At 73.7% G+C, this 11,068-nt stretch carries 10 protein-coding genes; 6 read left to right on the forward strand and 4 right to left on the reverse strand.

What is annotated here, in order from left to right; genetic code table 11:
* Positions 1 to 8: 8 nt before the first annotated feature.
* Positions 9 to 689, forward strand: coding sequence for a winged helix-turn-helix transcriptional regulator (locus FXF65_RS30395; RefSeq protein ID WP_148353501.1), 681 nt, complete (start codon positions 9 to 11; stop codon positions 687 to 689).
* A gap of 68 nt (positions 690 to 757) precedes the next feature.
* On the opposite strand, the gene FXF65_RS30400 is transcribed toward FXF65_RS30395, so the two are convergent.
* Positions 758 to 2,260 carry a hypothetical protein gene (locus tag FXF65_RS30400; protein ID WP_148353502.1) on the reverse strand — a complete coding sequence of 501 codons (1,503 nt, stop codon included), beginning with the start codon at positions 2,258 to 2,260 and terminating at the stop codon, positions 758 to 760.
* The gene (locus FXF65_RS30405) at positions 2,244 to 4,046 is read right to left on the reverse strand and encodes a hypothetical protein (protein WP_148353503.1); all 1,803 of its coding nucleotides are present in this window, start codon (positions 4,044 to 4,046) and stop codon (positions 2,244 to 2,246) included. The genes FXF65_RS30400 and FXF65_RS30405 overlap by 17 nt, the downstream gene beginning before the upstream one ends.
* 208 nt (positions 4,047 to 4,254) lie before the next feature.
* On the opposite strand from FXF65_RS30405, the gene FXF65_RS30410 reads away from it, so the two are divergent.
* Both FXF65_RS30410 and FXF65_RS30415 read left to right on the forward strand, forming a co-directional pair.
* Positions 4,255 to 5,586 (forward strand): phenylacetate--CoA ligase family protein, encoded by a 1,332-nt coding sequence (locus FXF65_RS30410; RefSeq protein WP_148353504.1) that lies wholly within the window; start codon positions 4,255 to 4,257, stop codon positions 5,584 to 5,586.
* Positions 5,583 to 6,812 carry an aminotransferase class V-fold PLP-dependent enzyme gene (locus FXF65_RS30415; protein ID WP_148353505.1) on the forward strand — a complete coding sequence of 410 codons (1,230 nt, stop codon included), beginning with the start codon at positions 5,583 to 5,585 and terminating at the stop codon, positions 6,810 to 6,812. The genes FXF65_RS30410 and FXF65_RS30415 overlap by 4 nt, the downstream gene beginning before the upstream one ends.
* Positions 6,813 to 6,904: 92 nt before the next feature.
* On the opposite strand, the gene FXF65_RS30420 is transcribed toward FXF65_RS30415, so the two are convergent.
* Complete coding sequence (locus FXF65_RS30420; RefSeq protein ID WP_148353506.1) at positions 6,905 to 7,603, reverse strand: TetR/AcrR family transcriptional regulator; 699 nt, start codon at positions 7,601 to 7,603, stop codon at positions 6,905 to 6,907.
* Positions 7,604 to 7,803: 200 nt separating this feature from the next.
* Here FXF65_RS30420 and FXF65_RS30425 point away from each other — a divergent pair, with 200 nt between their 5' ends.
* Positions 7,804 to 8,655, forward strand: a complete 852-nt coding sequence (locus tag FXF65_RS30425; RefSeq protein ID WP_148353507.1) for a maleylpyruvate isomerase N-terminal domain-containing protein — start codon at positions 7,804 to 7,806, stop codon at positions 8,653 to 8,655.
* Positions 8,656 to 8,694: 39 nt separating this feature from the next.
* Positions 8,695 to 9,654 carry a hypothetical protein gene (locus FXF65_RS30430; protein ID WP_246199226.1) on the forward strand — a complete coding sequence of 320 codons (960 nt, stop codon included), beginning with the start codon at positions 8,695 to 8,697 and terminating at the stop codon, positions 9,652 to 9,654.
* A 110-nt stretch (positions 9,655 to 9,764) separates the two neighbouring features.
* Here the strand turns inward: FXF65_RS30430 and FXF65_RS30435 are convergent, their stop codons facing one another.
* A complete protein-coding gene (locus FXF65_RS30435) occupies positions 9,765 to 10,244 on the reverse strand; it encodes a DoxX family protein (protein WP_148353508.1) in 480 nt (159 codons plus the stop codon).
* Positions 10,245 to 10,412: 168 nt separating this feature from the next.
* Here FXF65_RS30435 and FXF65_RS30440 point away from each other — a divergent pair, with 168 nt between their 5' ends.
* Positions 10,413 to 10,985, forward strand: a complete 573-nt coding sequence (locus tag FXF65_RS30440; protein ID WP_148353509.1) for a TIGR03086 family metal-binding protein — start codon at positions 10,413 to 10,415, stop codon at positions 10,983 to 10,985.
* Positions 10,986 to 11,068: the final 83 nt, after the last annotated feature.

An 11,068-nucleotide genomic window follows, 5' to 3' on the forward strand; every position in this document is an offset into this window, starting at 1 on the left:
ATCGTGAAGTGCCGGTACGAGACAAGCAGGCCGAGAGCGGGCGCCGCCGCCGCGCCTACGGGCAGTACTGCGGGCTCGCCGGGGCGCTGGACGTGATCGGCGAGCGGTGGTCGCTGCTGATCGTCCGCGAGCTGCTCACCGGGCCCTGCCGGTACAACGAGCTGCTCGCCAGCCTGTCCGGCATCGGCACGAACCTGCTGGCCGCGCGGCTGCGCACGCTGACCGAGGCGGGCGTCGTGCGGCAGGTCCCGCGGCCCGGCTCCAAGGTGCGGGCCTACGAGCTGACCGAGCTCGGCACGGGCCTGCGCGGCGCCGTGCTGGAGCTCGCCCGCTGGGGCCTCGGCGTCCTCGGCGCGCCCAGCGAGGGGGACCTGGCGCGCCCGCGCTGGGGCGTGCTGGCGCTGGAGGCGATGATCGTCCAGGACGCGGCGGGCCCGGACGAGACGTACGAGTTCCGCGTCGACGACGAGGTCTTCCACATCCGCGTCGCGGACGGCGCCGCCGGGGTCGTGCAGGGCCCGGCGCCCGGCGAGCCGGTGCTGGCCGTCCGCACCGACGCGTTCACGTTCATCGAGATCGGCGCGGGGCGGCTCAGCCCCATCGAGGCGACGCTGACCCGGCGGCTCGTGATGGACGGCACCGACCAGGCGATCATCCGCTGCTCGCGGCTGCTCGGCCTCACGGCCTGACCGTGTGAGCGGTTGACCGCCTGGTCGGCGCTTCGTCTTCGTATCGCGCTCTCCCCTTGCCCGTCCGCTCAGCGGAGCGGGCCGGTGGCGACGGTGATCGTCCCGCCGGGGAGCCAGCTCGTGCCCGAGTGCGGATGCTGCGCGAGCACCGCGGGCGGCATCAGGTTGACGAGCGACGCCGAGTACAGCCGGGCCGGGCCGGTGTCCGCGGCGCCCCGCCACGCGCGGAACCCGGCGGCGGACGGCGTCTCGTCCGGGAACCGGGACCGCAGCTCGGCGGCGTACCGCAGCGGCTCGGGGTCGCGCGGGGAGAACCGCAGCGGCAGCATCTGCCCGGCCGGGACGGCGAGCAGCGGCGCGGTGAGCAGCCACGGCGCGAGGTAGGCGCCCTGCCCGCGCAGCGCGCCCCGGGCCAGGTCGCGGAGCGTCGCGTCCGCCCCCGACCAGCCCGCCACGACGACGACCGGACGGTCGGCCGCCGCCTTCGCCGCGACCGTCACCCCGGCCTTCGCGCACGCCTCCCGCACGACCGCCTCCGCCGCCGCCGAGCGCGGCGACCCGTCGCCGACCAGGTGGACGGACCGGACGCGCCGCCCGGCGATGAACGCGACCGTCGCGCGGAGCGCGTCCGCGTCCGCCGCGTCGAGCCGGTCGGCCGGGCACGGGACGTCCGCGCCGCGCGTCCCCGCGACCAGCGCCCCGAGCGCGGCGCTCGCGCATTCCGGGCCGTCCGTGCGCAGCCGTGGTGACGCGGGCTGCACACGTCCGGTGTCGACCGCGACGGACGCCGTCCGCCCGCCCGAGCCGACGTACAGGGTGCTGCGCCCGGACGGCAGCCACACCGTCCGCCAGGTGCCGGGCGCGCCCGCCAGCCGCTCCGTGGCGCTCAGCCGGTCGCGCGACGTCCCCACCGAGACCGGGGCGTCGCCCGCGTGGACGAGGTTCCACCCCGGCCGCTGCGGCGTCACGAGGATCGACGGCCGCGCGCCGCCGAGCGCGACGTCGCGCAGCAGCGGGACGCCGGGCACGGCGCGGTCCGGGCCCGGCGCGGCGGCGGTGAGCGAGCCGCTCGCGACGATCGCCGCGAGCGCGCCCGCCAGCACGGTGCCGACCGCGACCGAGCGCCGGGGGTGGGGGAGCAGGCGCGGCGCCGCGAGCGCGACCGCCGCCAGGGCGAGCGCCAGGACGACGCGGTCCACGGCCACGAGGTAGCCGACCGCGCCGACCGCCGCCGCGACCGACACGGCGGCCGTCAGCCGCCGGGACGGCGGTCCGGTGCGCGGCCGGAGCAGCGCGGCGCCCGCGACGACGGCGGTGGCGAGCAGCGCGACGACGCGGATCGCCGTCGTCGGCCAGCCGCCGCCGGACACCGCGCCGTGCCCGCCGTGCCCGCCGTCCGCCCAGGCCGTGAAAGCCGGAGCGGCGAGGGCCGGGGCGGCCGCGACCAGCAGCGCCCCGAGCGCGGCCGTCCGCACCGCTCCACGTGCCGCCGTCCGCGCGTCGGCGGACGGGGAGCGGCGGGACGGCCGCGCACGTTCCCGGCCGTGCCCGACGTCAGCGGACGTCGGCATCGGAGACCGCGAACAGGACGCCGTGCGGGCGGGCGTCGCCCGTCGCGCCGTGCGGCCACTCGGCCCGGTTGAACTCCACGCACGGGTGGCCGGTGCGCTCGTCCTTGAACCGCTGGTCCAGCGACAGCTGCTGCTTCGGCGAGATGTTCACCATGCAGACCCGGTGGTCGCCGTCGAACGGCGTCGCCGCGACGAAGTAGTTCGCCATCGCGAGCCGGTCCGGCCGCCGCGTCTCCCGGTAGAGGCCGTCGTAGCCCGGCCGGAAGTTGTCCAGTGCCGCCCAGTGCGGGCCGCCGGACGTCGGGTCCTCGATCGGCAGGACGCTCACCAGCGACGGGCAGTCGGGCTCGCGGCCGCCGCGGGTCGTCTCGTCCAGCGTGTCGATGCTGCACTGGGTCTTCTTGCCCGACGCGACGAGCTTGCGGATGTCGAGCACGTACACCATGCCGGTGTCCTTGCCGCCGGACGACTCGTCCCCCCGGCGCATGACCGTGTGGTACAGGTACTTGTCGTCGGCGCTGGTCTGGAGCCAGGCGCCGCCGTCCATGCCGACGCGGTTCTCCAGTTGCGGGGCGAGCCTGGTGAACGCGGTGGTGTCGTCGAACACCTCGCGCCACTTCGGCTTCGGGTCGGTGATGTCGGGCGTGTAGAAGATGGAAGCGCCGCCCATCGTCGACGCGAACGCGCCCCGGTGCCGACGCTCGTTGGTGACCGTCGTCTCCATCACGACGCGCGGCTCCTCGTAGGTGCCGAACGGCTCCTTGCGCGGGCCGTCGGGCAGGTGCGAGACCGACAGCAGCTTCGGACGGTCCCGCTTCGCGATGTCGTAGATCCGCACCGTGTCGCGGGTGATGTAGAAGTCGGCGGGCGGCGTCCCGAGCAGGTTGCGGACCTCGGCGAAGTCGCTGGTGATGAGCCGGTTCAGGTCCTCGCGCGCCTGGATGCCGTGCGGGTTCGCGCAGCTCGGCGGGTCGAGCTGCGGGATGCTGTGGCAGGTCTCGGCCTCGGGTCCCTTCGTGGCGGCCGGGTACTCGACCCGCACCTTGCCGTTCTGGTCCAGCCGGAGCACCTCGCCGGGCGTACCGCCCGCGCCGTTGCCGATCCGCGTCTCGCCGTGCGTGTACGTGCAGGGGCCGGACACGTTGGGGCCGCCCATGTAGGCGCCGTAGGCGGTGCCGTCCTTGAGCGTCCAGAAGGCGTCCGGGACGGTCCCGCAGGGCGTGTCGGTCGGCGTGACGACGCCGCTGAGCTTGATCTTCGGGAGCTGGCCGACGTCGAACACGTACGTGGTGTCGCTGAGCAGCCCGCCCGCGAAGACCTTGTCGCCCTTGTGCCACACGTACTGCATGTGGTGCGGCTCGTTCTGCAGCGTCGGGCCGAGGGTCGCCGTGTTGACGACCTTGCCGTAGTCGGGGGAGCCGCGCGTCGCGTCGATCACCGCGAGGAAGTCGGGGTCGGCCGAGCCCTTCGCGCCGGTCTTCCCGTGCGCGGCGTGGCCCTTGCCGCCCGCCTCGGGGCCCGCGTCGCCCGTCCAGACCAGCAGCCACTCCTTGCGGTGGCCGCGCGCGTCCTTACCGCGAACGATGTGGTTCGTGACCGTGTAGTCGGTGCCGTCGCCGCCCTTGAAGCTGGACGTGCTGACGGCCGCGTCGGCGGCGCCGGCGTCCGCGCCGGCGGCGGGCTGGAACCCGACGCCGGCCACCAGCAGGCCGGCGGCCGCCGCCCCGAGCGCGGCGAGCGCGGGCGTTCTTCGGCGCGGGAACGAGCGCGGTTGAATGCTGGCCATGACCTTCTCCTGAGTTTCCGCAGCGGGATCGCCAATTGGCGTCAATTTACTACACGAATAACCGCCTTCCTAGGTCGGGAAATCAATCACTGTGTTTTATAACTCGGTTATTTAATGGGCTGATGAGTGAGCAATCCAGAAGATGGACAAGGGCTCGCGAGATTACTTTGCTTGGCGTTGTGGGGGTGCCTCGAAGAGGAGGATTCCGGTGGCCGAGTACTCCGTTCTGCAACGCCGCCGCCCGGCGTTCGACGCGGACGCCTTCGAGGGCGCCGTCGCCGACTTCGAGTTCGCCCGCGCGCGGGTTCCCTTCTTTCGGCGAGAAGGGCGTGAGCAAGGCCCCGCGCGGATCGACGGGCCGGCGGATTGGGCGCGCGTTCCGCTCACCCGCCGCGCCGACTATCGCGCCGATTTCCCGCGCGGGGTGCTCGCGCGGGGCCGGACCCTGGGCGAGCCGGGAACCCTCGTCCAGGGGAGCGGCGGAGTGGGCGACGACCGGGTCGCGACCGCAGTGCGAGCCGTCCTCCTGGCCGCGCGGCGGGCCGTGACGCTGGCCGCCCACCCGCCGCTCCGGGACGCGATCCTCGGCGGCGCGTCCGGGCGGTCGGCCCGGTACACCGCCCCCGAGTGCTCGGGCGTCGAGTGCGCCAGCCCGTACACCCCGATGGAGCGGCGGACGCTCGGCGACGGGACGCTCGTCCTGCCGTCCACGCCGGACCCGCTCGCCGCCCCCGACGCCCTGCTCGGCCGCGCCGCCGACGAGCTGCGCGCGCACGCCCCCGCCTGGCTGGAGGCGGACGCGACGGCCCTCGCCTTCCTGCTCCGCCGCCTCGCCGCCGCGGGACGCGAGGCGCCGCCGGTCGGCGCGATCGTCCTGACGTACACGCCCGCCACCCGGGTGGCGCGCCGCCGGATCGCCGAGCACTGCGGCCCGGCGGTCGTCGCGGAGGCGGTGACGATGTCGGAGTTCGGCTGGCTCGCCGTCGAATGCCCGCGCGGGCTCACGCACCTGAACAACCGGTCCTACTTCGTGGAGCCGCTCGCGGGCGGCGGCCGCCCGGCCGCGCCCGGCGAACTGGCCGAAATGGTCGTGACCAGCGTCGGCGACCGCCTGTCCCCGCACATCAGGTACCGGACGGGCGACCTCTACCGGGTGTGGGACGAACCGTGCCCCTGCGGCTCCGACCTGCCGCTCTGCCGCTTCGAGGGGCGCTCGGGCACGCTGCTCACCGTCCCCGGACGTCCAGCGCCGATCGGGGCGCGCGACGTCGACCGCGCCGTCGGCGACTGCCCCGAGCTGGACGTCTACCAGGTCAGCCAGCACCGGGAGGACGAGGTGCGCGTCGAGTACGTCCCGAACGTCAAGGACACGCGGGCGCTGGAGGACGGCCTGGTCGAACGCCTCCGGGCCCTGCTCGGCGAGCGGGTCCGGCTGACGGCGTCCGCCGTCCGCTACCTGCCCGCCGGACCGGACGGCCGCCTCCGCCCCTGCGTCTCCGACCTGCCCGTCCGTCCCCTGGACCAGGAGAGGCCAGCATGATCGACACGGAGTCCGTCACCGACCTGCCGAGGCGCGTCCGCGCCGACTTCCCGATCCTCGGACGCCGCGTGGACGGGCGCGACCTCGTCTACCTGGACAACGCCGCCACCACCCTCAAGCCGCGCCCCGTCGTCGACGAGCTGACCCGCTACTACACCGAGGTCAGCGCGAACATCCACCGGGGCAAGCACCGGCTCTCCGAGACCGCGTCGGCGGACTTCGAGGCGGTGCGCCGCCAGGTCGCGCACTTCGCGGGCGTGCGCGGCGACGAGGTCGTGTTCACGCTGAACACCACGGAGGCGCTGAATCTCGTCGCGTCCGGGCTGGGCCTCGGGTCGGGCGACGTGGTGCTCGTCCCGTTCGACGGGCACCACTCGAACGCGCTGCCGTGGCGGCGGCACGCCCGCGCGCGGCACATCCCCGTCGACGGCTCGGGCCGCGTCGACCTCGAAGCCTACGAGAAGCTGCTGCGCGGCCGTCCCCGCGTGGTGGCGCTCAGCCACTGCTCGAACGTGACCGGGGTGTACGCGCCCGTCCAGAAGATGGCGACGATGGCGAAGGAGGCGGGCGCGGTCACGGTCGTGGACGCCGCCCAATCGGCCCCGCACGGGCGGCTGCACTTCGACGACGTCGACTTCTTCGCCTTCTCCGCCCACAAGATGCTCGGCCCGACCGGTGTGGGCGTCCTGTGCGGGGCGGACGGCGCGCTCTCCCTCCTCGACCCGCCGAACCTCGGCGGCGGGACGGTCGACTGGGTCGACACCGAGCGGTATCAGCTGCGCCGCCCGCCGCACCGCCTGGAGGCGGGCACGCCCAACATCGGCGGCGTCTACGGGCTCGGCGCGGCGATCGCCTACCTGGACCGGATCGGCGCCGCCGCCCTCGCCGCGCACGACCGGGCGCTCGCCCGGCGGCAGGCCGCGGAGGCGCTCGCCCGGCCCTACCTGCGGGTCCTCGGGCCCGTGTCGCCGTCCGCCGACCGGTCCGCGACGATCAGCCTCGCGATCCGCGGGGTGCGGAACCTGCGGGAGGTCGCGCGGATCCTCAGCGACTCCTACGGGATCATGTGCCGGTCCGGGCACATGTGCGCGCAGCCGCTGGTCGACAGCTTCACCGACAACGAGGTGCTGCGGATCTCCGCCTACCTCTACAACGACGAGGGCCAGGTCGCGCGGGTGTTCGCCGCGCTGGACGAGATCGTCGAGACCGTCGCCGCCCCCGCCTGACCCGGCTGGAGCCCGGCTCGGATCGCCGAGCCGGGTGGTCAGGCGGGGTGGTCGGGCCGGTCTGGCCGGGCGGGCGTCAGGCCGGGCGGGTGTCAGGCGGAGCGGGCGGCGACGCCGTCCTGCTTGAGCGTCCACGGGCGGATCAGCTCGTCCTCCAGCCGCCGTCCGGACGCCTCGACCGACCGCGCCGCGGTCTCCGGGTCGTCGCCGACGCCGACCATCAGCGACACGAGCTGCGCCTCGAAGCACGTCTCCGCGTCGTAGGGCGGGATGAGGTAGCCGCCGAGCTCCAGGATGACGAGGCCGTGTGTCGCGCTCCACATCTGGTGCGCGACGAGGCCCGCGTCGTCCGCGCGGAAGCGGCCGGCGGCGATGCAGCGCCCGGCGCAGGTCGCGACCCGGGTCAGCGTGTACCGCCCGTGCTGCCGGTCCTCCTCGGACAGGCTGAACCCGGCGAGGGACGCGGCGCCGAACATCACCGCGTACAGGTGCGGGTTCTGCATCGCGTTGTGCCGGTAGGCGCGGCCGAGGAGGGCCATGTCCGCCACCGGGTCGTCCGAGGCGCGGATCAGGCTGAAATGGTTCTCCAGCCGAGCGAAACCCTCGTAGACGATCTCTCTCGCCAATCCGGCCATGCCGCCGAAATTGGTGTAGACCGGCATTGTTGAACTGCCCGCCTCGGCCGCTATCCGGCGCGCGGACAATGCTTGCGGCCCTTCTTCGGAAAGCAGTCTCGCGGCGACGTCCAAGAGTAGGGAACGCGCTTCGGGATCGACCTTTCTGGGGCTCATCCGGCAGGCATTCCCTTCCGCGCGCAAGCGCTCCCCGCTGCCTTTGCACGGCTCAGCCTAGCGACGCCCCGTGTCGATCATCTTCTCCGAGCTTGCGCAGTGCGCCCGGCCGTCTTGACCGCCGCCTCCGCGTCGGGTTCCGTCGCAGTTGACAAGCATTCCCGGCGGACCGCCGCTCGGCGGAGAGGAGCGTGCCGCCCATGGCCGCACCGGTGACATCCGACCAGCTGCAGTCCGCGCGACGGGCCGTCGACAAGGCCACCCGCAGATTCGGCGACCTGCTCTCGGACGTCTCCGACCCCGCGGCGATGGCGACCAGGGACTGGACGGTCGCCGACACCGCCGCGCACGTCGCGACCATCGCGCGCCTCTACACCGCCCTCGTCCGCGGCCCCCGCGAGCCGCTCCCCTTCGACGGCATGGACGGGCTGCGGACGGCCACCGTCGACACCGTCGCCGACCTCAACGAGGTGATGCTCGGCCAGTTCCGCGAGCGGGACCCGGCCGAGATCGCCGCCGCGCTGCGCGCCGACGTCGCGGACGTCCTGGAGGTCAGCGCGGGCGCGGAGCCCGGCGAGCCGGTCCACTGGCTGGGCGGGGCACGCGTCCCGATGGCGGGCCTGCTCGCGCACCTGCTGAACGAGATCCAGCTCCACGGCCGCGACATCGCCCGCGCGAGCCGCGCGGACTGGACCATCCCGCCGGGCGACATCGGCATGTTCTTCGAACTGTTCGTCGCGGGGATGACCCGCAACGGCCTCGGCCACCTGCTGGACTCGACCGCGCCGCCGCCGCGCCGCCGCGTCGCCGTCGAGTTCCGGTCCAGGCACATGACGCCGGTCACGATCGTGCTCCAGGACCGGCGGGTCTTCGTCGAGGAGCCGGGCGGCGACGTCGACGTCCGGCTGACGTTCGACCCGCCCGCGCTCAGCCTGATGCTCTTCGGGCGCATCAGCAAGGCACGCGCCCTCCTCAGCGGGCGGGTGGTGGTCCGGGGACGTCGCCCGTGGCTGCTGCCCGTCTTCATGCGCACGGTCCGCTTTCCCGGATGAGCCGTGCGCCCACCCCCGTTTCCCGATGCGGAGGCCACCGTGACCCGAGCAGCCGAACCCTCGCCGATCACCGTCCCGAAGCCCGCGCCGGCGTTCGTCGTCGGCGCCTTCCCCCGCAGGCGCCTGCTGGTCCTCGCGGCCAGCGTCCTCGCGGGATTCCTGCTGACCGTCGTCTGGTCGGCGGAGTTCGTCGACCAGACCATCGGTGACAACGTGGCCGACACCCTCCTCGGCCACCACGCGAAGGGCACCCCCATCGCCGGGACGATGGCGGGCATCGCGTTCGCCCTCGCGTCCGGTGTCGCGGGCACCTTCACCGCCTGCAACATCGCCGTGTTCGGCGCGCTCGCCCCCATGGTCGGACGCCGGTCCAAGCGCGACCGCCTCGTCCAGGCGCTCAGGCCGCTGGGCTGGCTGTCGGTCGGCATGATCTCCGTGTCGGCCACGTACGGCGCGGTCGTCGGGCTCGTCGGCACCCACATGCCGCAGTTCCAGACGACGAAGACCATGGACGTGTGGACCCCGCGCCTGATCCAGGCGATGGTCGTGTTCGGGATCATCGGGGTGACGCTGATCTGCCTCGGGCTGTCCGCGCTCGGCATCATCCCCGACCCGCTCGCCCGGCTGTCGGCGAAGCACCCGAACGCGCCGCTGGTCGTCATGGGCGCGCTCATCGGCGGCTTCCTGGTCGGACGCCCGTTCGCCCTGTTCCGGCAGATGTTCCGGGACGCGGCCGAGAGCCACAACCCGCTCTACGGCGCCGCGGCGTTCAGCCTCCAGTCCCTCGGCAACATCGTGATCCTGTCCGTGCTGTTCCTCGCCGTCGTCCTGCTGGCCGGGAACCGGCTCCAGGGCTGGCTGGCCGCGAAGCCCGGACGCGCGTCCGGCATGGTGGCGGCCCCGCTGCTCACCGCGGGCGTCTTCACCGTCCTGTACTGGAACGTGCGGATCCTCGGTTCCCGCGACCTCATCTGGTACCCGCTGGCGCCCTGGACGTAGATCCCTTCGTTCGCGAACGCCGAAAGCCGACCAGGGGAACCTGGTCGGCTTTCGCGCGGGTCCGGGCCGGGACCGGGCTGGGGTCGTGCTGGGCTGGTCCGGGGCTCGGCTCAACGGCGGAACAGGTCGAGGAGCCCGCGGGCCTTCTCGCGGCGGTTCCAGGCGATCACCGCGAAGACCACGCCGAGCAGGGCCGGGAACGGCACGACCTCGGGGCTGCCGAGCCCGATGTTGGTGATCACCGCGCCGATCATGACGCCGACCAGCCCGGTGGCGGCGGCGGCGGACAGCCGGGGGATCAGCAGCCCGAGGCCGCCCGCGATCTCGACCGCGCCGGTGAAGTAGCGGAACCACTGGCCCCAGCCGATGTCCTCGAAGACCTGCACGGCGGTGTGCTCGCCGAACAGCTTCGGCAGGCCGGACGCGACGACCATGAACACGGCCAGCGCGATCTGCACGGCCCACAGGACCCGGCTCCGCCAGCGGACGCCGGAGCCGGCGGGGGACTGAGCCGCGGTGCCCTGGGAGGTGGCGGCGCCCTGGGAGGCGGCGGGGGTCTGAGCGGTGGCGGGGGTCCGGGTGGCGGCCATCGTGCTCTCCTTCGGTGGGGGTTCTCGCCAAGGCAGACCAGGGGCGTCCGGAAAACTCATCGGTCCTCCGGGGCGAACTTTTGTTCGAATGTGGGAGCGCGGCCGGATCGGGCGAGGCTAAGATCCGCCGGGTATCCAGTCGGCCCGAGAGCACAGGGGATGTTCGCCATGGCGCTGCCCGACCGTCCGGACGAGAGGCACCGGCACATCGCCGGACTGTTCACCGACAGGGTCCGCGCCGTGCGGTCGTGGGACGTCCCGTCCCCGGTCCCCGACTGGACCGCGCGCGACGTCGTCCGGCACCTGACCGGATGGTTCCCGGGGTTCCTGGCGTCCGGCGCGGGCATCGAGCTGCCGCACGGCCCCTCGGTGGACGACGACCCCGTCGCCGCCTGGCAGGTCCATTGCGACGGCGTGCAGGCCGTCCTGGACGATCCCGGCACGGCCGACCGGGAATTCAGCAATCCGCACACCGGAAATCTGCCGCTCGCTGCCGCGATCGACCAGTTCTACACCGCTGACGTGTTCATGCACACCTGGGATCTTTCGCGGGCCACCGGCCAGGACGATCGGCTCGACCCCGACTTCTGCGCGCGGCTCCTCGGCGGCATGGAGGGAATGGAGGACGTCCTCCGCTCCTCGGGCCAGTACGGCGCCCGGGTCGACGTCCCCGCCGACGCGGATATCCAGACCAAACTGATAGGTTTTATAGGCCGCGATCCATTCTGGTCGGGCGCCTGAACGAGCTCGGCGCCGCCCCGTCCCGTGCGAATGGGGGCGGCCGTCACGACCTTCGCCGAACGTCGGAAAGGCTTACGGCGTAG

The organism is Actinomadura syzygii (assembly GCF_008085905.1).
In the GTDB taxonomy this organism is placed as follows: Bacteria; Actinomycetota; Actinomycetes; order Streptosporangiales; family Streptosporangiaceae; genus Spirillospora; species Spirillospora syzygii.

Bases quoted from the DNA above. Each gene is read 5' to 3' on its own strand.
- FXF65_RS30400 (WP_148353502.1), bottom strand. From the start codon at position 2,260: ATGCCGACGTCCGCTGACGTCGGGCACGGCCGGGAACGTGCGCGGCCG.
- FXF65_RS30405 (WP_148353503.1), bottom strand. From the start codon at position 4,046: ATGGCCAGCATTCAACCGCGCTCGTTCCCGCGCCGAAGAACGCCCGCG.
- FXF65_RS30415 (WP_148353505.1), top strand. From the start codon at position 5,583: ATGATCGACACGGAGTCCGTCACCGACCTGCCGAGGCGCGTCCGCGCC.
- FXF65_RS30420 (WP_148353506.1), bottom strand. From the start codon at position 7,603: ATGAGCCCCAGAAAGGTCGATCCCGAAGCGCGTTCCCTACTCTTGGAC.
- FXF65_RS30425 (WP_148353507.1), top strand. From the start codon at position 7,804: ATGGCCGCACCGGTGACATCCGACCAGCTGCAGTCCGCGCGACGGGCC.
- FXF65_RS30435 (WP_148353508.1), bottom strand. From the start codon at position 10,244: ATGGCCGCCACCCGGACCCCCGCCACCGCTCAGACCCCCGCCGCCTCC.
- FXF65_RS30440 (WP_148353509.1), top strand. From the start codon at position 10,413: ATGGCGCTGCCCGACCGTCCGGACGAGAGGCACCGGCACATCGCCGGA.